We start from the raw sequence: 25,237 nt of genomic DNA on the forward strand, positions 1-25,237 counted from the left end.
CATTGCCCCGCTGAAGCGGCAGGCAGTGTACGATTCGCTCGTACTGGGCTTGAGTGATTTCCATGCCCGCAAGTATACCTAAATACATGCAATATGGCTATTAGAGTTAACAGGCCCTAGACACATTAAATATCAGTTCTCACTCTAAGTACTCGCCGCAGTGTTCGAGCGCCATGTGTACCGCACGCTCATGAACCTCGAGCGAAAACTTGTTTGATTTTTCATGGCTCCATTCTCTTCGGAAACACTTAGATGTAACAGCTCACCAAAGCTTATTCCGGGAAGGGAGGATCGGGGCGCTTTGGACAATGCGCCGACTTGATGACATCGCGCGCCTCCTCGGATTTTTCATATGCTTTATTTCTGAATAAAAACTGCTTTGAGAAATTGATAAAATCCTTCGGAACAGAAATCGAGAACCCCTTAGATTCTTCGATAAAACGCTGCGTATAACCTAATTTGTTCAACAAACCGACAAATTCAACTACTTGGGATGGGGACCACAAAATTGGTTCGTCTCCTTTATACAAGAATGGCTCTTCCATATTACCTCCTAAGTTGCGCTGTGAGCGCTTCACCTAATAATTTTCCGATAGAATCTCTTGCACTACCAGCTCTTTTATAAAAAGAGCTGGAATCCCAATATAAATCAATTTTACCTCCTGATCTAGATTTAGTCAGACTTTAATGTGAAGTAGGTAGATGTCTCCGGCGCGGCTGAGATCATCTCTACCTAAATCTCTACCTAAAGGAGGTCCTTCATCCCCGTTCCATCAGGGAACTGTCCGGAACTCGAGTGACCTCAAATCAGAAAGGCCTTGCTACTGGCGACTTAATCTTATGGACCCTGAAGGGGCAAAAAAGAAAAAAATAAGACAATTTTCACCCTTGATAACCTATTTTATGATGTGTTGAATTAGGACAAGTGGGGATGAACATCTTTCTTTCTAGCGCTAATTTGATGTGCCCCCGGTAATAGTGCCAAGGGCACATCAATACAAATAATCATTTAAAACAAGTATATTGGATGAAATATGTCCGAGAGCGTCTATAGCGGATAAGAGCTCAGAGACCATGACGGGTAAAATACCCTCCAGGTAAATTATTTACCCGTATTTTCACCCATGTTTACCCGGAAGTCAGTGGAAGCAAGTATATTGAAATCCGCAACGCGAAACCAGGGGACAAGCCGCAAGTTGCGCGATGGAAACGGTTCGAACCTGCTGGTGCAAGCAAGGTCGATACGGCCCGTGCCGTGGCGGTGTTTACCGATATCATTGCCGAGGTTCTTCAAAAGGGCGATTCCCTCTCGCTGCTGGGATTCGGCACCTTCGAAGTGCGCAGCCGCGCTGCGCGCATCTGCCGCAATCCAAAGACCGGCGAAGAACTGAAGATTACCGCAGCAAAAGTGCCGGCATTCAAGCCGGGCGCCGCGCTTAAAGCAGCAGTCAATGGTGGATAAAATGAATCGCTTCTCTTCCTCGGCCGCCCCTGCACCTGGGTATTATTAGCGGTGCTTCCTTTCCCCTACGTCATTCTTGACCTGGAAACCACGGGCACCACGCCCCTGCATGACCGCATTATCGAAATTGCGCTCATTCGCTTCGAAGAGGGAATGGAAAGCGACCGCTGGGAAACGCTGGTCAATCCAGGCATGCCCATTTCACCTTTCATCACTCGCCTGACCGGCATCAGCAATGGAATGGTGCAGGATGCACCGTCATTTGAAGAAGTCGCGCACAAACTCTACAGTTTTCTTGAGGGGGCGGTACTGGCCGCGCATAACGTCCGCTTCGACTATGGTTTCCTCAAGAACGAATACCGCCGCATAGGCGCCCTGCTCCAGCATCGGGTGCTATGCACCGTCCGGCTCTCGCGCAAGCTCTATCCCCAACACAAGGGTCACGGGCTGGATGCCATCGTACAGCGTCATGGGCTCCATACCGATGTGCGCCACCGGGCGATGGGTGATGTGGAACTGGTGGTGGCCTATTTGGAGGTAGCCCGGCGCGAACTGGGTTCAAGGCAGTTGCTTGATGCGGCCAGTGCGCTGCTGAAAGATCCCAGTCTACCCGCAAGACTGGATGCGGCGATGATTGACTGTATTCCCGACAGCCCCGGCGTCTATTTCTTCTACGGCAAAAATGACCTTCCGCTCTATATCGGCAAGAGCGTTACGCTAAGATCCCGGGTGATGTCCCATTTCAGCAATGATCATGCCTCTTCCAGCGATATGCGCATTGCTCAGGAGGTCGAGCGGGTCGAATGGACGGAAACAGCCGGAGAGCTGGGGGCCCTTCTCCTGGAATCAAGATTGATCAAGGAACACCAGCCGGTACACAACAAACGGCTGCGACGTTCCTGCACGCTCTTTTCCCTGGCGGTGGCCGATGGGCCGGGCAAGATCCCGCTGGTCAATATCGTAACGGAGGAGGACATCCGCCCAGAAGTGTTCGAACATTTGTATGGACTGTTCCGCTCGAAAACGAAAGCGATCGATGCGCTGCGCGAAATTATCCGGGAAAACAGACTATGTCCCCGGCTCGTGGGCCTGGAAAAAGGGCATGGGGCCTGTTTTTCCCATCAGCTCAACCGCTGCAACGGGGTATGTGCCGGCAGAGAAGCGCCTGAGCTGCATTTTCTGCGGCTGAAACAGGCGTTGATTCCGCTCAGGCTCAAGTCATGGCCTTATCCGGGACAGATCGGTATTCGTGAATACTGCAAATCGTCCGGACGCGCACAACTGCATGTCTTTAACTACTGGTGCCACCTGGGAACAGTGGACAATGAAAGCGATCTTGATGAGATGCTGAAGGTCCGCTCCGCCATGAAGTTCGATCTGGATACCTACAAATTGCTGCTAAAGACCCTGGGGAAGCAAGCCAGCGTCATTTCGCTTGGGTCGTAAACAAATTAATTCGTGAGTTAGAGATATTTACATTTTACGGAGGTGAAGATCCAACCCGGCAAAACTTTATGACTTCATGGAAAGGATGGGCCAAGCCCGACTGTTTCTGCGGACGATACAAGCACGCGAATCTCGGACTCCCAATCTTTGAGTTTCTTCATGGCATGTTTTCGCTGCGCTGCGGTCGTCGCGTTATGGAGATTTGCCACAAAGGCGCAGTTATAAACCCACACTTGTTCTGCGTACTTCCTGTAGTCATCACTCGGCGAGCTATAAATACGTTCCATATAAGCCCGAAGCGCCATTTGTGCCTTATCCTGGCTCGACTTATCCGCGTTCAACCGCCGTAGTAGGTGCACAAGATCCTGCTGGCGCCGATGGCGCTCGGTATTCCAGATATTGACTTCATAGGGTGAGAGTGTCACCCACCGCGTAATAAGCTCTTGTTGCGCGTTGTCGAGGTTACCGTAGAAGAATTCAGCTCGCTCAGCTGTGCGCTTGATTGATTTCTTGAGACGCCGCGACGCGTCGCCCTGAAGGTGTTCGTCGCGAAACTCCTCATTAATTTCGGTGTATCGCAGCTCTATATTCTGTATCTGCTGTGGCGTCAGCGTTAACATTATTTCAGCCGTCATTGGCAGGGCGCGATCCAATGCGCTGTCCATAAACCCGCGCAAGTCAGTCCACAAACCACATGTACGCTCGGCTGTAATATCTTCCAGTACGAGATTCTGCGAGTTTGCAAGTAAATTGGCGTACCCAGGCAAGTGCGCACGCCGATGCCAGGCAAACCATTTCGCGAGTGCTTCACGGGCTCGCGGTTTCTGCACATCGTTGAAATCGACAAACCGGTCAAGCCACCAGTAAGTCAAATGATTTGCCTGGTTATAACCAAAACGGACTACGCTGCATCCCGCAAACGTGGACAGCACCAAAATCAGCACGGCGATAACCGGCAGTTTCAAAGAAGATGCAGTCATGGTACGCAGCATTCGAGGTTTTATACGCCCTCGACACTCCCAGCTCATCCAATCTTATCCAATAAGAGTTTTGACACTACGCTGGAGCAAGCATCGGAAACAGTCCACGTAATCCGGTGGCCATCATCTCTATGGCCATCGCCGCAAGGATGAATCCTCCGACGCGCTGTATTACATCCAAAGTGGATTGACGAATCTTCTTTTCCGCCTGACAAGCCATATAAAAAGTTATCCAGCACACGATACCTACGATAAGAATAGGCACCACCACATGAATCAGATCGGCAGAGGTATGCCATGCACTGTTTCCCATGACATAGCTGAATGCAGCCGGACCGGCTAGCAGTGGCACAGCCAGAGGAACGATTGCGGCTTCCCGAACCCCATCTTCATTAGCAATACTGGGCGATCCCTTGAAGGTTGATTCCTTCCCGAGAACCATTGCTATTGCCAGCAACAAGACAATAACTCCGCCGCCAACCTGCATGGCCCCCAGCGATACGCCGAGCAATCCTAAAATAGGCATCCCCAGAAATGTTGCCACCAGCAACGCCACCGTGACGCTCAACCCGATAGTCCTGGCAAAGCGGCCCTTGCTGCGTGGATCAAAACCCTCCGTAGCGGCGAGAAAAACCGGGATCATGGAAACAGGTCCCATCAACACGAATAGTGTGATGGTTTTCTTGATGGTTAGAGCCAAAATTGAAAGCATTATCTAGCGAGGATGGGGTGAAATAGGTGCGCCCATCCAAGTGCGGAATGGGTGGTTTATTCTTCTCGAAGCGGGCGCTCAATGTTTGATATTAGCGTACGAGTCGGGATTCTCTGTTTACTTCTGTTCTCCGTTTTATCGCATTGTACGCTTCTGCTGCCCCAAGGATTTTACGGAACTCAGCAATATTGGATAGTGGCCCAAGGTACACCACAGAATCGGTATGGGTATGTGGTTTAACAAAGCGGCTTCGGCAATCGAGGTGATGCAACGAGATAATGGCGTAAAGCCAGTGCTCAGCGCTGTTCAAAAAAAGCACAACGCCACCTGGCGAGGACCAATATCGTAGACGGGCATGGAGTCACGCTCGATAGTACAACAAACAAGGGGCACGAAGGCCCCCTGTTCATATCTGCTTCAGTATAAGTTCCGGTCAAGCACGACGGCGGCGTGCGACCGCAGCTATTATGGCAAGACCGGCAAGTAGCATCGCATAGGTCTCGGGTTCGGGTACGGGTGCAAGGAAACCGCGTATCTCGCCCATTGGAAACATGGTGCTATGGATATTTGAATAGGCGCCGCCGGTATTCAGCCCTGTCAGCAGCGCACTGAATGCACCATCAACGTTATTTCCATTGGCTGCGACGAAAGCAGGGTTATAATTCGATGCATCCTTCATATCAAAGGTATGGTCATAGACGCCCTCCCTTACGCCAGACGGAAAATCTGGAAATGTGGGGATTGCGGTTGCCACACCTGCGGTGCCGCTGTTTGGCGCAGTGGTGCAGCAATGGATATGTGAAACTGTGGTATCCGCTATGAGTCCGCTAAAGCTTTCATGAATGTGCATTGTGCGAAGATCGGTGTCTATGCTGACCATTGCCATACCGGTACCGGGAGAAGCATTAGGCGGAGCCTCGCTGGGGCCATCAAGCCTGGCTTGGTAAAATACTTGGTCGGCGGCAGCGGGAACGGCTACTGCCGCGGCCAAAAGACCTCCTGCAAATAAGATTTTGAGTTTCATGATTGTTATCTCCTTCAAGATCAAGACGATTGGACTGCGAAGCGTTATGGATACCGCAATAGCGAGAGCGAACGTGTGTGAATGACCGTGTATCGAAGTGCGAAGAGCTAATGGAATTGTACATATCGGCCATCGTCGTTCAATAGGCCATGTGGTGGGAGTGGCGTTGATGAGCCGCTACAGCTTGAGTCGATGCAACGCCGATTAATGGGCTGTTTAAACGATGTCAGAGATTTGGAGGCTAGTCTGCTTTTTAGTCTGCTTTTTTATCAAAATAATAATTTTTTGGCTCACTCGGCCTGTCGTTATCACTGAACAACGAGGCATTTGTTAAATTAAATTAAAAGATATTTTTCACTTTCGGCTCATACAGGTAATATCAAAGGCTTCGGTACAAGACCAAAGTCTTTGGTAAAAGACGAAAGCTAAGATGTTTTCCATTTTGAGTAATCCGGGTCGACATGTTTAAGAATCTGACCATCAAATCGCGCTTGATCTTCATTCTTTCCTTCCTGCTGATCTTTGTATTAGGAATTCAAGTAGTGGGCTTGTTTGGTATGAGCAGCGCGATAGACGGCCTGAAAACCGTTTATCATGACAGGGCCATCCCGCTGAGCCAGGTGACGCATATCGAGTCGCTTCTGCTGCACAATCGGCTCGCCATCACGTCGGCTCTGGTCATGCCGACGCCCGAGATCATCGAGACCAAGACGGCGATGGTCGAGAAAAATATTGGAACGATTACCAGAACCTGGGAGGCTTACATTGCGACAAACTTGACCCCGATGGAAAGTAAGCTGGCCAATAAATTCGCTTTAGACCACAAGAAATATGTCTTCGAAGGCATCTTGCCGGCAGTAGCCGCTTTACGTGCAAATAAAATCGGCGAAGCGAACCGGATTCTGGTCGAAAAAATTCGTCCCCTCTATCCACCTGTTGGCGAATCAATTGACGCACTCGTCTTGCTGCAAGTTGATGAGACCAAAATAAAATACACGCAGGAACAAAAACGCTACGAGACCGTTCGCAATATCCTCATTGCGTCGATCGTCCTTGCTCTGGTGCTGGCTGCATTGTTCAGCCTCGTTTTCATCCGCGCCATTTTCCGGCCGCTGGAAGATGTAGTAAGCATTGCGCGGAGTGTTGCCGCGGGCAATTTAAGACAGGAAATCCAGGTCCGGTCGAAAGATGAAATCGGTCAGCTCATGCAGGCGCTGAAGGAGATGCGGGACAGCCTGGTAGATACCATCGGTCAGGTTCGCGACAGCGAAGCCCATACCCGCGCCTTACTGAACAACCTGATCGTCGGCGTTACATCGGTTGATGAACAGGGCGTGATCAGAACCTTCAATCCCGCTGCCGAGAGGATTTTTGGTTACCCGGAGAGCGAGATTATCGGGCAAAATATCGAGCTGCTATTCCCGCAACAGGATCAGAGTCAAGGTAGGCATATCGATTATCTTGAAAATTACTTGAAAACAGGCTCCAGAGCGCTTGGTGTGACTACTGAAGTGGCAGGGCTGCGCAGGAATGGCGCAACGTTCCCATTGGACATTGCCGTAGTCGAGATGCATGGCGGGGAGCGCCGGATGTTCGTGGTTATTTTGCGCGACATTAGCGAGCGCAAGCTCGTAGAGGAGCAAAAAGCCAGTTTAATGGCCGACCTGGAAAGCGCCAATGAAGAACTGAAAAGCTTCGCCTACGTAGTCTCTCACGATCTAAAGGCGCCGCTGCGGGCCATCGGCGCATTGGCGGATTGGCTTTCCACCGATTATGTGGACAAATTCGATGACGAAGGCAGGGAGCATATGCGCCTTCTTGTCAGCAGAGTACACCGCATGGGAAACTTGATCGATGGCATTTTGCAATATTCTCGCGTAGGCCGGGTAAGAGAGACACCGGTCGCAGTGGATGTCGGTGAGGTAGTGGAAGATGTGATTGAGCTTCTTGCCCCCCCGCCGAATATCAATATTACCGTGGAAAATCACTTACCCACCGTAGTCATAGAGCCGACCCGTATACAGCAAATACTTCAAAACCTGATTTCAAACGCCATTAAATACATGGATAAGCCCCGGGGCGAGATTCGCATCACTTGTATTGCTGAAGGAGAGCAGTGGAAGTTCAGCGTCGTCGACAACGGCCCTGGTATCGAATCACGCCATTTCGAAAGGATCTTTCAACTATTCCAGACGCTCGCACCTCGGGATCGTATAGAAAGCACCGGCGTCGGCTTGGCTCTGGTGAAAAAAATTGTGGAAATGTATGGCGGTAGCGTCTGGGTAGAGTCCACAATGGGTAAGGGCAGCACATTTTTCTTCACCTTACCCCAAACTTCATCAATTGATAACTCAACTAAAGGAACTGCAGCGTGAAAGTAACTAACAAACCCATTCTCCTGGTGGAAGACGATCAAGTGGATACCATGACGGTTATACGCGCGCTCAAGGAAATCCACGTAACGAATCGGCTCGTACATGTGGAGAACGGGGAGGAAGCGGTAAGCTATCTTCGAGATCCGGAAAGCGAAAAACCATGCATCATCTTGCTTGACCTGAACATGCCTATCATGAACGGGATTGAGTTTCTGCACGTGGTGAAAGGTGATGACTATTTAAGGCGTATTCCGGTAGTGGTATTGACTACATCGGAGGAACAACAGGATAAAGTGAACAGCTTCAACATGGGGGTGGCAGGCTATATGGCCAAGCCGGTCGATTATCGGCAATTCGTCGAAGTCATGCGTTCGATCGATGCCTACTGGACCATAAGCGAGATGCCATGATAAGAACTTCGGTGAGAGACTTCCAGATTTTCACCATCAGCTGATTATTCTATGATCAAACCGCTGATTCGCGTACTCCTCGTCGAAGACGACGCCGTGGATCGCATGGCCTGTCGCCGCGCCCTTGCGCGAAACCCGGACTATGATTTCGTGCTTTCCGAAGCCGAATCAGGTCACGAGGGGCTCCAGCTTGCCCATGAGCAAAAGCCGGATTGCGTTTTGCTCGACTACCACTTGCCGGACCTGAATGGTTTGGAATTTCTGGCTGCCCTGACCGACGAGGCGGGCGACGTTGCCATCCCCGTCATGATGCTTACCGGCACGGACAATGCCGCTATCGCGGTCGAGGCCATGAAACGTGGCGCCAGGGATTATCTCATCAAGGATATGGAGCACCAGTACCTGGAATTGCTGCCTGCCATCATCCAACGCGTACTGAGCGAGCGGCGGATGAGGATGGAAAAGAAGCTGGCGGAAGACAAGTTGGCCCAGGCCGAAGCCAAACATCGTTCGCTGGTGGAGACAATTCCGGCAATCGTATATATCGCTACGTTGGATGGCACTAATCGCTTTCTCTACGTCAGCTCCCGGATTAAAACACTGGGATTTCCTTCGGACGAATGGTTGAACGATCCGGACATACTTCTTGCCCGAACTTACGCGGAAGATCGGCGGCATATGCTCGACGAACGCGCAAGAAGTCGCGCTACCGGCGCGCCCTTGCGCTGCGAATACCGCCTGCTTTCCCGTGATGGATCAGTTTTATGGTTTCGCGATGAAGCGAGCGTGGTTCGGGATGAGTCGGGACGTTCGTTATTCCTCCAGGGTATTCTGGTCGATATTACAGAGAGCAAACTGGCGGAAGCTGAACTGCGGCAACATCGTTATCGTCTCGAAGAATTGGTGGCGAAGCGGACAGATGAATTGGCAAGGCTTAACGAAGAATTACGCCGTGATATTACCCAACGGAAGCTGATTGAAACGGAACTGACCAAAGCCAAGACTGATGCGGAAAAAGCCAATCTCGCCAAATCGGACTTCCTCTCCAGCATGAGCCATGAGTTGCGATCTCCGCTCAATGTCATGCTCGGCTTTGCGCAATTGATGGAATCCAGTTCGCCACCGCCAACGTTCACCCAGATGACCATGCTCAAGGAGATCAATGCCGCGGGATGGTACTTGCTGGAGCTGATCAATAAAATCCTCGATCTGGCCACGATTGAATCGGGCAAACTTGTGGTTTCCCAAGAACCCATGTGTATGGGGGAGGTCATGGTCGAATGCCGGACTATGGTGGAACCGCAGGCGCAGGAGCGCAATATCCAACTGATATTTCCGCCGGCGGATATGCATTTCTTTGTGAGAGCGGATCGAACGCGGGTGAAGCAGGTGCTGATTAACCTTCTGTCCAATGCAATCAAATATAATCGCGAGGGTGGAACGGTTGAAGTAAAGTGTAATGCGACTGCGCCGCACCGTATCCGTATCAGTGTTACGGATACCGGCGCCGGATTGCCACCCGAAAAGCTGACGCAGCTTTTCCAGCAATTCAATCGACTTGGCCAGGAGGACGGTTCAGTTGAGGGTACGGGCATCGGCCTCGTCGTGACCAAGCAATTGATTGAGCTGATGGGAGGCGAAATCGGCGTGGAAAGTACGGTCGGTGAAGGCAGTGTGTTCTGGTTCGAACTGACTGCGGACGATGTGCCCAAAAATTTGCAGGAAGCGTTGTAAAAACAAGGAACTCCAGGCCAAATAACGGTTGTGTCTGTTGGTTCAGCATGGTTATCTGTAACGACACTGCGCCAGGCTTGTAATATTTTATCTTCAGTCACGTCGTCCCGTCTCTGATTTGTCCGTCCTCATATGTTAGTCCTGACACTACATCTTGCCTCGGCAATGTAGCAGCAGCGACCGGTACTGTTCAATCCGATCCGCCATTTTTTATGGTCCTCTCCAAAAGCTATAAGCTTTTTAGATTTATTTGACCTATAAAGTTATTTCCTGGCAAATAAATTTATAAGCCACTGGCCCTGCTATATGAAGGCTACTTCAGGACATTCGTTGCATCCCGCGGAGCGGGCGGGTAACACAATCGAAGCCCTGCGTAAAGCGGCAATGGACTGTCGCGCTTGCCCACTTTGGGAGCATGCAACCCAAACCGTTTTTGGCGAAGGTCCTTCGCATGCATCGATCATGCTCGTAGGCGAGCAGCCTGGCGACAGGGAAGATCTGACAGGCCACCCGTTCGTGGGTCCAGCCGGCCAGCTTCTGGCACGAGCGTTGGCAATGGTCGAGATACCGCATGAAGATGTTTATATTACCAACGCTGTCAAGCACTTCAAATTTGAAGTTCGCGGGAAGCGTCGTATGCACAAAAAACCTGCCGACGCAGAAATTGCCGCGTGTTACGGCTGGCTTAGGCGCGAAATCGAGTTGGTCGCCCCTCGCCTTCTTGTCGCACTGGGTGCGACAGCTTCACGCTCACTGCTGGGCCGCGCAACACCGATTACGGTTAATCGGGGAAAACTACATGAATATGCACCAGGTATATCGCTGCTGATTACGGTTCATCCCTCGTTCTTGTTGCGCGTGCCCGAGCGAGACAGGGATGAGGAATATGACCGCTTTGTCGACGACCTCAAGCTGGCAAGGCCTTTTCTGCACTGACTTTCCGACAGGATCAGGCGCAGCGGGCTTGATCCAGCATACTGATGAGCATGCGGGGCGCGATCTCTTTCTCTAAAGTGCGCGAAACCGTGTCACTTTCCGGCTGTCCAATTTTTTCCTTGACGCAGGAGGCGAAATGAAAATGAAGAACCTGGCGTTCGAAATGGGGTTTGGCGTGGTCCTTGGCAACGAGGGTTCTCAGGCAGCGGAGATGGTTCTGCCACGTGGATGGAACGACTAGTACCGTGAGTGGGATATTTGTCGGGATTTCCGGCTGGCGCTACCCGCCATGGCGAGGAGTTTTCTACCCTTCTGGCCTTCCGCAGGATCGAGAGCTCGAATACGCTTCCAGGGCTCTGCCGACCATAGAGATAAATGGAACGTTTTACTCGTTACAGAAGCCGGAAAGCTTTCAACATTGGTATGAAGCCACCCCTCCGGGTTTCATTTTCAGTGTCAAGGGGCCGCGCTACGTTACTCATGTGCGACGCCTCCGCGATGTTCACGGCCCACTCGCTAACTTCTTTGCTTCCGGATTATTCAACCTTCGAGAAAAACTCGGGCCGATCCTCTGGCAGTTCCCGCCAAGCTTTCGCTATGATCCCGAAAGAATGAAACTTTTTTTTGAACTTTTGCCGCACGATACCCGACAGGCACTGAGCCTTGCTCGCCGTCGCGAGCACCGCATGACAGGTCGCGCACGACTGGCCGTCGATGCCACCCGCACCGTTCGGCACGCTATCGAGATCCGGCACGAAAGTTTCATCGACGAATCCTTTATCCAAATGCTGCGCGAGCACAACATTGCGTTCGTCGTTGCCGACACTGCCGGAAAATGGCCCTACCGGGAAGACGTTACCGCGGATTTTCTCTATCTCCGCTTGCATGGCGACAAGGAACTGTATGCAAGCGGATACACGGATGAGGCGCTGGTGCGCTGGGCAGCGAGGATTCGCGCCTGGCGCACCGGGTCCCAGCCGGACGATGCGCACCTGATCTCGGCACAATCTTCGTTGCAACTTCATGCGCGTGATGTCTATTGTTACTTTGATAATGATGTCAAAGTCAGGGCGCCGTTTGATGCCAAGGCTCTGATGGCAAAATTGTAAGGAATAAAACCACAGTTGACTCACGGTCCATGATTTGATCTTACAAATTCAACCGATAGCAATTCCAGACCGGAATCAATCCGCTGGGTAACTGTGCGAGGTGGTTCAAAAAATAGAAGAAGAGCAGACGAAAGTATTCTCCAAAATCAAAAAACGGATCTCAAGGAAATTGCTCTGAAAGGACCGGACGCGAAGAAAACGCCGGAGAACGATAATGATGTGTAGCAGCCACAGTTGAGGCTACTACACATCAATGAAAGTTGAAGAGCAAGGACAAACTGACCCTCATCACTCTGGGCCGCTATTTATTTTTATGGCTTTGGCTACCGGCTTTGGCATGTTGCTCTGATGTTCCACCCCGGGTTGAATGAGAGGAACTCTTATCATCCGAGTTGCCTTTTCCACGAGATTCTCCACCTTTCCGGCCCGCTTCGCGAGCTTCCTTCGAATCAAACTCGTGCGCCGTACCCTTGTCATGAGCTGCCTTGCCACCTTTGCTGCCGGCTTCACGAGCTTCCTCTGAATCAAACTCGTGCGCAGTGCCCTTCTCATGAGCCGCCTTGCCGCCCTTCCTGCCAGCTTCGCGAGCTTCTTCCGAATCAAACTCGTGTGCGGTACCCTTTTCATGAGCGGCTTTACCACCCTGGCTGGCTATTTCGCGTTGTCTAGCTTCATCCATGGAAGCAAAACCGCGCTTGCTTTCGCGGCCGCTGCTTCGGTCGTCACTTTTTACTTTATCTGAAGCCATCATGAATCTCCTATTATCGATATCTCAAAAGTTTCCCTCTGACATGCAATCCCTCAAACCCAATGTCTTCGGGCTTCTTGTCTCTGTTAATCGAGTTAAACACAACAGAGAGTGACTGCATCCTAATTGGGAAAATCGCTTCGCTCTGTTCGGAAGCATACATAACCTGAGCTGTGGAACCAAGGGGGTATTGGATGAGATATGGTTAAATTCGGGAACGTTAAGCTACCACGAGTTGCGGCGAACTGCCGATCAAGCGGTTGATCAGCCAATAACCGCTGCGTATACATGCCGAGCCGGTTTTTGCCACCCTCGCTGCCATCCTTTCTTACGGCTTGGCCATATTCATGAGGATGAGCCTGGGGCCGTGGAGTACGTGAAATAAGGGGAGTATCAGGAGATTTTTTAGGTTTGTCTGCAGGGTCTGCCTCAAGGCTTGAGGGAGTCTGCCCTAAGGGTTGAGTCACTACCGGTCACTACCCGGATATCCTAAAAAGAAGCCGGTGCGCCGGACAGCACAGGCGTCACATGAGCACCGGCTCGTTGAGTATCAGCTCTGAATTCTGTATGTTGTCATCAGACAATATTCCTTTTTCAGTAGCTCTACTCAAGTATCTAATGGGGTTTATTCTTTCCGTCCGCCGTCCTTAGTCATAAAGAACCAAACAGCAACGGCACCTATACCTACTATGAGAATTGCCATTTCCATGATAACCTCCTTTAAAAATTAAGATGATTCAAGAGTTGACAACTTGACGGCCGAGTACCACAGTGCACTTCTCCCGGTTTTCGTCAGCAAGCACCTTCAGAAACATCCTTCAGTTAAAGAACCCTATCCGCGAATGAAACTTGTCGTACCATCCGCCAACTTTCGACTTAAGTACAAATAAAAAGTTCTGGCTTCAAGCATCAAGAACCGTCTCCGAAGCCATAATAATCCTACTCGCTTTGTGGACAAAAGATATGTGCGGTTTCGCACGTTAGGAGGCTGTCGGTATTTTTTTATTCAGGATCCAGGTTGTGCCTCGGTCATGTCCACTGTATGGAATATAAGCTTGGCATTGGCCGCAACGTCGGCAGGATGCCGGCGACTTAAGGTCTGTCTGCTCGCTACGGTATATGCCTACCTATGACTGCGCCCTTTCTAAACGGGTGGCATCTCGACCTGCGTCCAGCCAGCGGATACAATTTCTATCATCAGTTTTTGAAACATCGGATAGAAATGTCGCTTATGCGATTATTTGCAATCGCCTATGTAATATCTTTTTGTATCACAATTGCGATAATGAAAAGACTTAAAGCAGCTCGGCTGACGCACAAGCCCAAGAGGCTGACGCAGAAGGATGTTGCTACTCGGCGCAAAAATCTCTTACAAAAACAGTTTTAATCCATGATCCGCACGGATGATCTCAACGGGCAACGATGCCAGTTGGTGATCAAGAGCATGGAAACGATGGTAGGAGTGCTGGATGGTGTCATTCAAGGCCGAATGATAAGACCAGTCATTAGAAAGGTAGAGTATGAGCAACGAAGATGATAAGCGGCGACGCGATAACGTTAAGTTCGATAATAATAAAATTTCAGACCTTTGGTCCAGCGAACTTAAGCGATCTCATTTCATTCTTGAGGGTGTTATGGCTTTGCTGTCTCCAGGCGCCCGACAGGAACTTTCAGCGATACTGGAAATTCTGGCGGTAGATGGCGACTCCCAAGAATTACATTCCGTTCGGCAGCAAGCGCTACAGCTTGTAACCGAGGTTTGCAGGCAAGATGTCCCTGGCGAAACTACGCAATATGGATCTGAGCGAAGAACAGGTGACAGACGGCAGCGTGATAGGAGACACCATTCCCGCAATCATGGCAGTCCATGGTCAACCGAAGATATTAGAATTCTGCAAACGCTCGCTGAGCAAAATGTTCCGGTGAGGCGAATCGCGCTAAAACTAGGTAGAACTTCAACTGCAGTCGAAAGCAAGGCCAAAGAGATTGGTACCCCACTAAGACTCATAAAAATACTGAGGTCTTGACCTGCCACCTACCGCTTCAACAGTAATATTTCGATTCAATTTTCCATCACTTTCCTTGGCTTGAACGATAGCGTTGGACAAGTCTTTATCGCCTTGTTTAGCGACAGCACGACGCTTGATGAGGATTCTACGAGGGAACGGGCGCCGGGAAGTTCGGTAAGTTCTTGCGATGTCCTGGGTGCGGCATCAGCGGTAGAGACACCTTCTACACTTCCGGCGGTTCGAGATTCAGGCCCGACATTACCATGATCTCCATTGGCGCGAAATGGCTCAGGTTGGATGCTCTTGCTATCACGTCCTGTTCCTGCAAAAGCTGGTACTGAAACACTTCCTCGTACATATCCTGGATCAGAAGATTCACGACCCTTTTTGGCCAGCCCATCATCCATCGGTTTGCGATCTCGATCCCGATTTCCCCCGATTGCAATATCATTTCCCGGACTTGATCGGGGTATATATCCGGGTTGTACAGTAACTGCATTTTTGTTCTCCTGATTCGTTTCAGGTGTTTTAACATACTGTGTCGGTTCTTGCTTAATCAGACCCTCTCCACGCTCCACCATCGCTTCTTCCACCGGGCTGGCCTCGACGGATCCATTCTCGCCTGCCACCGCAGCCCGTTCAGCTTCGGGTCTTCCATCGGCAACCACATCCGAGGCGGTTCAGTTCCAATACCGAGCAATTTCAAGCACTCTCCCGATATGGTTCCTGTCAGCATCGACCACCGGATGATTGAATAATTTATTCGGCCCGATACTTAACTTCTTGGCTACCTCTTGCTAGCAGTTTATTGCCTCGGCTACTCGCGCAGACTACCAGAAAGGTCATCGCGGTGACCGAGATGACAGTCAAGGGAGAGAGGTTTCATTTTGTATGGGCGTTAAAAAAACGCTGAAATTGGCAGGTCAGAATTGAAAAACCCACCGGGTTAGGGGTGGGTTAGTTTTGGAGTGAGTATTTCGCACTCTATATAAATACTTCTATCACGTTCCTGAGAAAATGCAAGTGGTCGAGAGAACTTATACGCCCAATCCTATACAATCTATAGATGAGTTACCTCCACTATAAATCGAATGCTAAAACTCACAACGCTTCATGAGCCAAGAACTTGAAAGATTAAAAACTCGGCAACGCGCAGCTGAAAGTTTATATGCGATTTTCAGGCAACCTGAGCACGTGCTTGTCATCCATTATTCTTGCGAAAGCTATTATGATCGCCCAGATGGCAGAACTCCTCGAATAACCTCCATCGCTGTTCGCAACCTTCCCTCCGGGCAAACTCAATCTTTCTCGATTCATAAGGTTGCCGAACAACGACATATCGCACTGCCTGACATCGTGCAGTATTTCGATGAACTGGAGAAAACAATGTTGGACGAATTCTTTGAATTTGCCAAGAGTCATCAAAACTTCACATGGATGCACTGGAATATGCGCGACATTAATTACGGATTTCAAGCGATTGAACACCGATACACAGTGCTTGGCGGCATACCCTTTAAAATTGACGAAGCGAAAAAGTTTGATCTTTCTCGCCAGCTTATCGCTATCTATGGAATCGGCTATGTTGGCCATCCCCGTCTTGAGAGTCTGCTCCTGAAGAATAAAATATCAGCCCGAGATTTCCTCTCTGGAGCGGATGAAGCCGCTGCGTTCGACAGCAAGGAATTTGTGAAACTACACCAGTCCACACTCCGTAAAGTGGATGTCCTCGCCAATATCGCAGAGCGCGCCTCCTCAAATTCTCTAATACAGAATGCGGGTTGGCGAGAACGTTATGGAATACATCCATCTGTTATTATTGAGTTAATTAAGGAACATTGGATTTATAGCGGTATCGGCATTGCGCTTTTATTGGTGTCAATTTTAGGACTCTTCTGATTTGGTCATTAATGATCAATGAAAACCTGCGATCGATCCCTATGCAAAATTTCTGCATAGCGTTGATCAAGCCGTGACATTCAAACTCGTCCAGCATCTCCAAAATGGGGTCGATCTGTATCTGACCGGGAAGCTCTTAAGGCATAAATCGCTTACATCAACGAAGCGGTATGCGCACTTTGCGGTTGAGCAAAAACAAAATTCGGTCAAAAAAGCGTTCGGATGATTGCTCTATATTTGCTCTACCTTAGAGCAGAAAAAACCGTTGAACTACTCAAGAACCGCATGAATACTGGAGGGGGGGTCACATTCATATTATGCATGCAAACCGGCTCTGTTGCTGTGCTTTACACACAAGCACATCCATAGTTACCACGTTTGTTACCACGAATAGCACGCCGATACCTCTTGTTTGCAACCGGTTCAAGTTGGTCAATTTACTCATTACTACTTATTTGTTTCAATATCTCTTTCAAGAGCGCTATATCGATTTCGTCCATTTTTAGACTTCTAAGGAACCCTTCGCTTTCGATCGAAGGAGGAACGACGCTGCCCGCTTCGTGCCGGTCCAGGTATTCGGAAAGCGCCAGGCTCACCAGACCGTTAAGGGATAAGCGAGAGCGCGTTAGATATTGATCCAAGCGAGAACGGACATCACTGGGAAGCCGGATTGTTGTAGTCCTGGTTGCCATAATTTATTGTAACTATTTCTGTTATCGACTGAGCAACGCCATCCTTCCCTGATCACGTACAGACATAGGTTATCTTTATAACTTTTTGTTTTTATGGATTGATTTAATGAATATTAGGAGGTAACTTACGCATAAGAGAAAGACTTAGACACACAGGCCACGATGATTAAACACTATTTCAGCGATGGGGTATACGCCAAGCAGATGCACATTGACGCAGGTCAGTACATCGTGTCGCATAAACACAAGTACAGCCACATGAGCATTCTGGCAAGTGGTGAGGTTGTGGTCAGGATTGAGGGTGAAGAGATCCGGTATGAAGCGCCAGCCTGCATAGAAATAGGCGCGGATCAGCACCATATGATCACGGCCATAAAGGATTCTGTCTGGTTCTGCATTCACGCAACGGCGGAAACAGATGTCGAACGGATTGATGAAACATTGATATCCAATCCAGATATGAAAGCTGTAGCTCAGCTTGTGATAGGAGGAAAATAATGCCAGCAATATCACCGTGGCTAGTCGCCGCTGCCGTAGCATCCGCCCTTGCATCTGCCGGCGGAACGATTGCGTCATCGCAAGCGCAGAGCGCGGTAAGGAAGAAACAAGCAACCGCTCAGAACATGGAAGCAGCCCGCCAGCGTGATATCGACCGCCGGCGCGATATCGAGATGCAGAACGCCACGCCTGAGTACACGCCACAGCAGCAGGATGAAAAACAGCAAGGCCTGGCGGATCAGCTGCAACAGTACATGACGCCCACGACGAATACCGCGACCGAGTATATGGCGGATAACTCCAGTGTGCCGCGAGAGATCAAGGATTCGATGTCGCAGCAAATGGTGGGCGCCCTGCAAAAGGGCAAGGACTATGCGAAGAATATGGCGCAAGTGTCCTCGCTGGGTCGACTCAATCTCGACAACAAACTCAGCATGAACCGCCTGGGTGAGCGTGTGGGCATGCTCAATAACGAATCCGCGCGATCAAGCGGAATCTTTCCGATGGAACTGGACGACGCGAACTATGCAGGTGTGGGCGGGACCAATGCCGCTGGTGTTCTGAACGGGATAGGCGGCATCGCCGACGCTATTGGAAAATATTCCATCCTGACGGGTGGGCTTGGCGGCGGGGTTGGCAAGACTTTAGCGAAAGGTTCCCCACTACCGCTTAACTCGAACATTGGTTAAATACAGGACAGTCACGCATGAATAAGATTGGGCTATTTGCTCTCCTGCTTTTAACCAGCTGTGCCGCACAGATTACCGAGGAGGGGCTACAGGTGCGCCAACTCCAGAACAGGCTATCGGAAGGTTGTGAATTTATCGGGATCGTGCAAACCGAAGGCGGACTCTTTTACTCGAGCAAGCCGGAAGCAACGCGGGATATGCTAAACAAGGTCCGCAACGAAACCGCCAACCTGGGCGGAAACGCATTCACGATCACCACCGTAGAAGTCGAGCGTGGATTCAGCCTGCCATTCGCGCAGGCCGACGCTTATATCTGCCCCCGCTTGATTGGCTCTGATCGCCGGGCGGATGGATTGTAGAGCTTCCGCTGCGGCGCTCTTGAGTGTGTGGAAGGTCCGCTCCGCGCCAGGTGCCACTTCCAAGAAGGAAGGCGGCCCGCAAACGTCCGAAACGTTCGGAGCTCGACCAGGTGAAAGCGTAGCAGAATCGTAGCATCAGAGGGTGAGTAAGCTTTTATCCCTTCAGGTTATCGAAGCGATCGAAGCTTGATAGATTGTCTTCTCCGCCGACGAAGGATTGAGCATGCGGGCGGAGCCCCATCGGTATACGCGCCCTCCCCACCCCCCCACCACCGGCACGCGCGCGCGAAACTTCATTGAGCGCCCTCTCCAAAAATTTTCAAAAAATGGAAAAAATCAGTACGGTTGATTCCCCGGCCAACGTTACCGGTCTGCAGCGGCTTGAGATGGTGAAAGCCGATCCGGTGACCATGAGCATCGTTGCGCAGCGTGTGGCTGATGGCGAGACGCTGAAGGAAATGGCACTTGACTGGGACGTGCCGCATGGGCTGTTTCAGTTGTGGATTGGCGCGTCGTCGGACCGGATGGCGGTTTACGAGTCGGCGCTTCGGATGCGCGCGGATGCCGAGATTCACAACGCCCTGAAGGCCTCCCGGGATGAGTTCATTTTGGACAAGGACGGTGAATTCATCCTGGACGAGAACGGCGCACCGATTAAAAAAGATGTGAGGTGGGCCCGGTTGCAGGTGGCCACGAGTTTGAAAGTCGCGGAAAAATGGGATTCCGGTCGTTTCGGTCCGAAGCAGGCCAAACAGGAACGGAATGGAGAGATTTCGGACGAGGGCATCGGCGAGCTGGCGCGACGGTTGGCGGGTGCGTTTGCCGCAAGAAGTGGGTTACCTGGGTGATTCCAAGATGGATTTCACTATCGCACTTGATTGTGCGGGGTCTTGATGGCTAAGCCTCATTGCTTCCAGCCAACTCGTAAACTCCTGCTGTGTCATGCCGGTTGAAAGTACAAAAGCAGACAAGTCGTCGAAAGCCCGGGCCTTTTTCGTCAATTCTGCATCCTCACTCGGCCTTTCCCCCGTCGAGCCAGCCACCACCACATTGCACGGATCATTGAAGGCCATAGAGTAAAGGCCGTAAAGCCCAAGAGTGGCGTATCCGAGTACGAACCTGTCAGTATGGCAACTCTCTACTTCAAGACGGTAGCGCTCACCTTCGACCTGTTCTGGAGTCATCCGCGCAAGACGCTGTCGGTAAATCCCGGCTACTGCAATGTCCCGACTCTCTATTGCGTAATTTTCCAGAGACTCCATTCTATTCTGTGGCAACAGGTGGTAGTGGGGTATGGTTTGCTGCTGATATTGGTGGCGCGATGGCGTTGAGTAGTATTGCCCGTCAGCCGGCTCATAATACTGAGCGTTGACCTGGGCACCTACCAGCATTGCTATTGCAACTATTGCTATTTGTATTTTGGGCATGGCTAACGCTCCTTTGGTTATTGGCTATTGTTATTGGCTATTGGGGGACTCGTAGCCATCACTGCAATATCCTTCTTTTCTTGCTGCTGGCAAGCCCGCCAGCTTGCCCCTGGATCTGAACTGTCATGCAGCCATCCATGAGTAGCAGCTGCTCGACGATATCAAATTCCGGGATAGGTGTATCATCCAAGCGCCGGAAAACTCGCTTGGGCTCGATCGACACGTCCCCTCGCTCTTTGCGTTCGCGCCAGCATCGCTTCGGCTGTTCCCCCTTGTACGGTTCCAGCAGCTTCGGCGATAGCTTTACCTGCTCGCCCGTATCCGCATAGGTTAGATCAACACGTGCGTAATCATCTCGCCGCGATTCCTCCCAATACCTGTTTACCTTGGCAGCGCGGCCCGTTGGTGTCAAAACAATGTCACCGTTTTCGAAGTCGCTCATGATGCCCCCAAATAATGGTACAGTGCGCCGAATCCCCATCTGAGAATGAACTTGTCTCCATCCAAGACATCTGCACTCGCCAAGCTAACGCCAGAGAAACGAAAGGAAGTGATCGACCTGGCGGCGAATATGGCGCTACTGAACCACATCAAAGCGATAGTGGACAAGAGCCGGAACAAGGAAAATCAGGAACCCAGCTCGAGCGTCGACCAGAAGCAATCATAAGCTACCGGTTCGCCTGCGCGACGGTTGAGCCTTATACAGCTTTCTCAGCCGCTGGTTCATTTTCTCATCGTACTCGAACCGCTCCATAACGGTATCGGCGACTTGACTGGTCAAGCGTCGCCATGTAGGCCAGCGCATCCATAGCGGCTTCCCTTGCGGCTGGGCTGGATCCTCATCGCCTCGACGGGTGGCGGCTCTGTTGTAGCGGCGCAAGGCACGCGTGAGCTCACCCTCATTCTCAACCGGATGAGCAAGGTTGAGGCATTTCTTGCACCCGTAGCCGCGCAGCTGCTCATCGCCCGCCGGTGCACGGTAAACGCCTGCTGGTGCACGGTAAAGTATGCAACAGCGCTCCAAGCATCGAGGGCATCGGAAAAAGACACGGTACCCGCCTAAGTGGCATGGTCGCCATTCCAGATTCACCGTTACATTGCCAGCAAGAATAAACGCTTCGCTGTTCGGGCGAAGGCCATATTCACGCGCAAGCTTTCGCACGTCGACCGATAAGAAGTCATCGGTAAAGGCCTTGGCTCCGCGGCGCCAGAAACTTCGGATATCTAATTCATCCATGCTAATGACTGAAGGAAAATTTGTTCGACCAAAGTTAGAAAAAATTATTGGGGATTATTGCCATAGGGATCATACGTTCCAACTCGACACAGATGAACCCATACTTTCCTAAATTCCATTCCCCCAATCCCATTCCCATCCCCCCTAAAGGGGGGATTGGGGAAAATGGAGACTAAATTGGGGACTTTGGGGACTTTGGGGACATTTTGGGGACTTTTTTGGGGACGTTTTGGGGACTCTAAATCTCAGTTTGGGGACGTTTTGGGGAAAATGGCACTTTTTGCCTATTTTTTAACCAGTAGATTGGGGACGTTTTGGGGACTTTTGGGGGCTATTCAATAGCTATTGATTCCATTGTCATGCTATGGAACATATATCCAGCCTTCTCGAAGTATCAGGCAACCCGCGTTTACCAATCCGGTGACAGCAATCCTCACCCGTTCCGGTACTCGATCATTTTCAACGGCCAAGCGACCACGGCAGGACACGATCAGTTCATCCACGCAAATGCAAGGGCGCCCGTAAGGTGCTCCACCCTTACCAGAATCTTTTGATGCCCGGAGAAGTTCGCCGGCCACGTCATATACCACTTTCTGATTTCCGCCCTTGGGGAGCTTCGCGCGTCGCACAGAATCGGCGCGTTCTTCTGGAGAGATGATGCACGAGGTTATCGGGTCCCCGTCATCATCCGTGCCCAGCTCCACAGACGAAAGCCGGAACGCATGTTCTTTGCCGTCAATGCCGTCTTTCGACTTGGTCAGCCGCCAGGACCGCCGGTCATCCTCACGCCTTACTTCGATCACTGCATCGCTGGCGGCAAGCAGGCTACTATGTCCACGTAGACCCCTGGTAGCGTCTTTACCACTGTGGTGGACAAGAATTACGAGCCCGCCGCACTCTTCCCCAATGCGTTTGACAGCATCAAGGATCCGCCCCATGTCTACGCTCGAGTTTTCATCCGCACCGACCGAGGCAGCACTTAAAGTGTCAATCATGACAACGCCGCCATGAATGCCGGCATCTTTTACTGTGGACACCAGCGCGTCGACGTCGTCGCGGTAGAGAAGCGAGAATTGCGCAGTGATGAATCTTATCCTTTGGCCGGATTCAGGCCCATGATACTCACGATAAGCCTGTATTCGCTGCGGTAAGCCGGCTTGTCCCTCAAGGCATACATAAAGTACATCGCATTGTTCAACGCGATAGCCGCACCATTCCCCGCCATCGGATATAGCAAAGGCGAGATCTAGTACGAGAAAGGATTTGCCGCTCCCGGGTGGACCGTACTTAACGGCCACGCCTTCACGTGGAAGAACGTTCTTCACCCGGTACTTGGAATGTGGCATTGCGGACAGTTCCCCTACTGTGAGCAAGCCGTAGCGCCTGGGCTGCGGGTTCGCTGCTACGTTTTCTCCTGTTGCCATGGATGGCTTTGCATTCGAAGGCGCGTAGTCGGCAGCGGCAGCAGTCGGAGCCTGCGATTTTTCCCACGCTCGGCCATAGAGGCTGGCGGCTTCTGAGAACATGTCCAACTTCCCATGAATTAAGGCTTTTTCTCCAAAGTCATCCATGCCGCCACACACCAGCGCCGTTAAACACTCGGCTTCAAGGATTTGCTCATCGGTGGCAGTTTTCCTCTCTGTAGAAAATGACTTTGCCTTGGAGTGGTTGGCCTCATGCCATGCCTTGGCTTGGGAAGTCTTCGCTGCCTTGAGCGCCTGGGCGGCGCCTAAATCGTTGCGCTTGAGTGATTTGTAATTCCATAGTTCCTTGAGGGACCAAAACTCCCCGCCGCTTGCGTATGACCTCGGGGCGGTTGCCCGGCTCATTCCGTCCGCAATCACTGGGTAACCCCGCCGGCTGGGTGACGGTCGATGAGCTCGCGAACGTCCGAGACTTTCCAAGCAACAATCCTATTGCCGAGAGTGCGCACGGGCTGTGGAAAGCGCCCGGACTTCACACCATTTAACCAGGTTGATCTTGATACAGGAATTAATGCGGGAATTGGCGGCTGTGCTTTGGGATTGCCAATGATCTGAATAAGTCTTAAATATCCAACTTCAGGCAAGCGGTGCATTACTGTTTCTCCGTTATGTAAATAGATTTAAGGAGACACAATACGATCGCCTCAACGACTCGTCACGACAAGAACGATCTAGTTAATGTCGCTGGAACTGAGTGGAATTTCTCTCCATAATTTCTGCAATTTCTGCCACTGCCTTGTATTTACCGTATGCCCGTTGTGCGGTCCTAACATCAACACACAGAACTTCAGCAGCCTCTTCTATAGCTCTGCTGACAGCAGCCGTACGCTCGGCGTTGGTTCCGGTATCACAATCTGCCAAGATTCGGCCGACTTCTTTCGCTATCAGAATATGGCGCTGCCTCGTCCTTTTCGACTCGGGGCGGTTCGGATTTCGGATAACACCGAACGCCGCCAGCATCGCCTTTTCATCACTCAGCAAATATCCAAGCAGTTTTTTGAGAGACCCCAACGCGATACGATCGAGCGATGTTTCCTTGTCAATATCGATTTCTGAACTGACCCGTTGAGCGAATTGGAGTAATGCGATTATTGAATCGTCACTACCACCATTCGCATCGGTGCATATCCGCCGCAGACGCGCTCGGATGCCAAACTGATGATCAGGACCAATGCCCACCATTTCCCCATCTATCGGAAAATCATCGGGGGAGTATTCCTTATCGTTGCCCATTTTTTACCTTCCTGGCAGCTGGTGCCGCGATAGGTGAAGGCGAGCTATTGCCCCTGGGGCTCGTCGCTTTCTGACCGAAAGGCAAAGGTGATTTTGTATGACGATTTTGACGCTTCTCTGATTCGGTTTCGCCATCCTCTCTCCTGCTTACCATCCCCGTTTCTGCCCATAGCCAGAAACCCTCCATGTGAATTAGTGTGTGGCCGTCCGGGGCCTTGCGCCATACTCGATTTTCAAGCCATACCCCACGCTTGATCTTGGTGCGAACCGCGTCCTCTGTGTAGCCGGTGAGTTCGCAAAATTTCCAGATTTGTACGTAGCCGATAGTCATTTTCTAGCGTTCACCTTCCTGTTTAATGCCCACTGGAAAGGGCGTGAACCCTTCCCGGTGGACACTAAATACGTAGCTTGTCTATCAGAATCTCAGCTTTCCTGAGCCGATCGACAAGGTCCTGCAGGGAGTAGTACAGGCCGGTAACCTGCCTTGGCTCAAGTACGAGCTCCTTGTCTGCTTCCGCCGTAAGCGCAATGCTCTGGATAAATTCGGCTTGAGAAGTTGCTTGTGCGATGAGATCGCAAGCCTCGCGTAGCCGTATCTTTGGCTGGATATTACGAACTGCATGGGAGTTGAAATTTAGTATGGCGGGCATGGATGTGCCGAGGGAATTAGGCATGCTGTTTTCTCCTTGTTAAGCGGTTTAAGTTTTCCGCTCACCGCTGTCAAATGGTGGGCGGACTCATGCGGGTTGACAGACCGGAACAAGGACCGGCGAG

General features: G+C 51.0%; 27 protein-coding genes. 13 read left to right on the forward strand and 14 right to left on the reverse strand.

Annotation, left to right across the window (positions count from 1 at the left end; translation table 11 throughout):
* Window positions 1–272 precede the first annotated feature (272 nt).
* Window positions 273–545, reverse strand: a complete 273-nt coding sequence (locus BLP78_RS12220) for a hypothetical protein (RefSeq protein WP_090459578.1) — start codon at window positions 543–545, stop codon at window positions 273–275.
* A gap of 617 nt (window positions 546–1,162) precedes the next feature.
* Between BLP78_RS12220 and BLP78_RS12225 the strand changes: the two genes are divergently transcribed.
* Both BLP78_RS12225 and BLP78_RS12230 read left to right on the forward strand, forming a co-directional pair.
* Complete coding sequence (locus BLP78_RS12225; RefSeq protein WP_090459580.1) at window positions 1,163–1,462, forward strand: HU family DNA-binding protein; 300 nt, start codon at window positions 1,163–1,165, stop codon at window positions 1,460–1,462.
* A 51-nt stretch (window positions 1,463–1,513) separates the two neighbouring features.
* Window positions 1,514–2,908, forward strand: a complete 1,395-nt coding sequence (locus tag BLP78_RS12230; RefSeq protein ID WP_090459582.1) for an exonuclease domain-containing protein — start codon at window positions 1,514–1,516, stop codon at window positions 2,906–2,908.
* 74 nt (window positions 2,909–2,982) lie between these two features.
* Here BLP78_RS12230 and BLP78_RS12235 read toward each other — a convergent pair whose 3' ends face one another.
* The 3 genes from BLP78_RS12235 to BLP78_RS16070 form a co-directional block, all read right to left on the reverse strand.
* On the reverse strand, window positions 2,983–3,888 hold the full coding sequence (locus tag BLP78_RS12235; protein WP_143002955.1) for a DUF6279 family lipoprotein: 906 nt from the start codon (window positions 3,886–3,888) through the stop codon (window positions 2,983–2,985).
* A gap of 76 nt (window positions 3,889–3,964) precedes the next feature.
* A complete protein-coding gene (locus BLP78_RS12240) occupies window positions 3,965–4,588 on the reverse strand; it encodes a MarC family protein (RefSeq protein WP_176752862.1) in 624 nt (207 codons plus the stop codon).
* Window positions 4,589–5,033: 445 nt separating this feature from the next.
* On the reverse strand, window positions 5,034–5,624 hold the full coding sequence (locus BLP78_RS16070) for a CHRD domain-containing protein (RefSeq protein ID WP_090459587.1): 591 nt from the start codon (window positions 5,622–5,624) through the stop codon (window positions 5,034–5,036).
* 461 nt (window positions 5,625–6,085) lie between these two features.
* On the opposite strand from BLP78_RS16070, the gene BLP78_RS12250 reads away from it, so the two are divergent.
* The 5 genes from BLP78_RS12250 (at window position 6,086) to BLP78_RS12270 (ending at window position 12,188) form a co-directional block, all read left to right on the forward strand.
* Window positions 6,086–7,999 carry a Tar ligand binding domain-containing protein gene (locus BLP78_RS12250; protein ID WP_090459588.1) on the forward strand — a complete coding sequence of 638 codons (1,914 nt, stop codon included), beginning with the start codon at window positions 6,086–6,088 and terminating at the stop codon, window positions 7,997–7,999.
* Entirely contained in the window at window positions 7,996–8,409 is a 414-nt protein-coding gene (locus BLP78_RS12255) for a response regulator (protein ID WP_090459590.1), read from the forward strand. Before BLP78_RS12250 ends, BLP78_RS12255 begins: the two co-directional genes overlap by 4 nt.
* A gap of 51 nt (window positions 8,410–8,460) precedes the next feature.
* On the forward strand, window positions 8,461–10,143 hold the full coding sequence (locus BLP78_RS12260) for a hybrid sensor histidine kinase/response regulator (RefSeq protein ID WP_090459592.1): 1,683 nt from the start codon (window positions 8,461–8,463) through the stop codon (window positions 10,141–10,143).
* Window positions 10,144–10,449: 306 nt separating this feature from the next.
* A complete protein-coding gene (locus BLP78_RS12265; protein ID WP_090459593.1) occupies window positions 10,450–11,079 on the forward strand; it encodes a UdgX family uracil-DNA binding protein in 630 nt (209 codons plus the stop codon).
* A gap of 245 nt (window positions 11,080–11,324) precedes the next feature.
* Window positions 11,325–12,188: a DUF72 domain-containing protein gene (locus BLP78_RS12270; protein WP_090459595.1), complete on the forward strand. Its 864-nt coding sequence runs from the start codon at window positions 11,325–11,327 to the stop codon at window positions 12,186–12,188.
* Window positions 12,189–12,489: 301 nt separating this feature from the next.
* Here BLP78_RS12270 and BLP78_RS12275 read toward each other — a convergent pair whose 3' ends face one another.
* Window positions 12,490–12,939: a KGG domain-containing protein gene (locus BLP78_RS12275; protein ID WP_256330258.1), complete on the reverse strand. Its 450-nt coding sequence runs from the start codon at window positions 12,937–12,939 to the stop codon at window positions 12,490–12,492.
* 2,229 nt (window positions 12,940–15,168) lie between these two features.
* On the reverse strand, window positions 15,169–15,444 hold the full coding sequence (locus tag BLP78_RS12285; RefSeq protein WP_090459600.1) for a hypothetical protein: 276 nt from the start codon (window positions 15,442–15,444) through the stop codon (window positions 15,169–15,171).
* Window positions 15,445–16,058: 614 nt separating this feature from the next.
* Between BLP78_RS12285 and BLP78_RS12290 the strand changes: the two genes are divergently transcribed.
* From BLP78_RS12290 to BLP78_RS12315, 5 genes are all read left to right on the forward strand, one after another.
* On the forward strand, window positions 16,059–16,844 hold the full coding sequence (locus BLP78_RS12290) for a hypothetical protein (RefSeq protein ID WP_090459602.1): 786 nt from the start codon (window positions 16,059–16,061) through the stop codon (window positions 16,842–16,844).
* Between the two features lie 854 nt (window positions 16,845–17,698).
* Window positions 17,699–18,034, forward strand: a complete 336-nt coding sequence (locus tag BLP78_RS12300; protein ID WP_090459605.1) for a cupin domain-containing protein — start codon at window positions 17,699–17,701, stop codon at window positions 18,032–18,034.
* A complete protein-coding gene (locus tag BLP78_RS12305) occupies window positions 18,034–18,723 on the forward strand; it encodes a hypothetical protein (protein ID WP_090459607.1) in 690 nt (229 codons plus the stop codon). Before BLP78_RS12300 ends, BLP78_RS12305 begins: the two co-directional genes overlap by 1 nt.
* Window positions 18,724–18,740: 17 nt before the next feature.
* Window positions 18,741–19,082, forward strand: a complete 342-nt coding sequence (locus BLP78_RS12310) for a DUF4156 domain-containing protein (RefSeq protein WP_090459608.1) — start codon at window positions 18,741–18,743, stop codon at window positions 19,080–19,082.
* A 326-nt stretch (window positions 19,083–19,408) separates the two neighbouring features.
* Entirely contained in the window at window positions 19,409–19,930 is a 522-nt protein-coding gene (locus BLP78_RS12315; protein ID WP_143002956.1) for a terminase small subunit-like protein, read from the forward strand.
* On the opposite strand, the gene BLP78_RS12320 is transcribed toward BLP78_RS12315, so the two are convergent.
* Entirely contained in the window at window positions 19,919–20,509 is a 591-nt protein-coding gene (locus tag BLP78_RS12320) for a hypothetical protein (protein WP_090459612.1), read from the reverse strand. The two genes, BLP78_RS12315 and BLP78_RS12320, sit on opposite strands and share 12 nt — an antisense overlap.
* 58 nt (window positions 20,510–20,567) lie before the next feature.
* Window positions 20,568–20,951 carry a hypothetical protein gene (locus tag BLP78_RS12325; protein WP_143002957.1) on the reverse strand — a complete coding sequence of 128 codons (384 nt, stop codon included), beginning with the start codon at window positions 20,949–20,951 and terminating at the stop codon, window positions 20,568–20,570.
* A 51-nt stretch (window positions 20,952–21,002) separates the two neighbouring features.
* Here BLP78_RS12325 and BLP78_RS15640 point away from each other — a divergent pair, with 51 nt between their 5' ends.
* Window positions 21,003–21,176, forward strand: coding sequence for a hypothetical protein (locus tag BLP78_RS15640; RefSeq protein WP_176752863.1), 174 nt, complete (start codon window positions 21,003–21,005; stop codon window positions 21,174–21,176).
* Here BLP78_RS15640 and BLP78_RS12335 read toward each other — a convergent pair.
* The 6 genes from BLP78_RS12335 to BLP78_RS12360 form a co-directional block, all read right to left on the reverse strand.
* Window positions 21,171–21,746, reverse strand: a complete 576-nt coding sequence (locus BLP78_RS12335; protein WP_090459617.1) for a hypothetical protein — start codon at window positions 21,744–21,746, stop codon at window positions 21,171–21,173. The genes BLP78_RS15640 and BLP78_RS12335 overlap by 6 nt on opposite strands.
* A gap of 362 nt (window positions 21,747–22,108) precedes the next feature.
* On the reverse strand, window positions 22,109–23,590 hold the full coding sequence (locus tag BLP78_RS12340) for an AAA family ATPase (protein ID WP_090459619.1): 1,482 nt from the start codon (window positions 23,588–23,590) through the stop codon (window positions 22,109–22,111).
* Window positions 23,587–23,823, reverse strand: coding sequence for a helix-turn-helix transcriptional regulator (locus BLP78_RS12345; RefSeq protein WP_090459620.1), 237 nt, complete (start codon window positions 23,821–23,823; stop codon window positions 23,587–23,589). Before BLP78_RS12345 ends, BLP78_RS12340 begins: the two co-directional genes overlap by 4 nt.
* Before the next feature lie 82 nt (window positions 23,824–23,905).
* Window positions 23,906–24,463, reverse strand: a complete 558-nt coding sequence (locus tag BLP78_RS12350) for a hypothetical protein (protein WP_090459622.1) — start codon at window positions 24,461–24,463, stop codon at window positions 23,906–23,908.
* Window positions 24,450–24,794 carry an excisionase gene (locus BLP78_RS15645; RefSeq protein WP_176752864.1) on the reverse strand — a complete coding sequence of 115 codons (345 nt, stop codon included), beginning with the start codon at window positions 24,792–24,794 and terminating at the stop codon, window positions 24,450–24,452. The genes BLP78_RS12350 and BLP78_RS15645 overlap by 14 nt, the downstream gene beginning before the upstream one ends.
* Window positions 24,795–24,858: 64 nt before the next feature.
* Window positions 24,859–25,137: a hypothetical protein gene (locus BLP78_RS12360; protein WP_090459624.1), complete on the reverse strand. Its 279-nt coding sequence runs from the start codon at window positions 25,135–25,137 to the stop codon at window positions 24,859–24,861.
* Between the last annotated feature and the right edge of the window lie 100 nt (window positions 25,138–25,237).

This window comes from Nitrosospira sp. Nsp1, assembly GCF_900100985.1.
In the GTDB taxonomy this organism is placed as follows: domain Bacteria; phylum Pseudomonadota; class Gammaproteobacteria; order Burkholderiales; family Nitrosomonadaceae; genus Nitrosospira.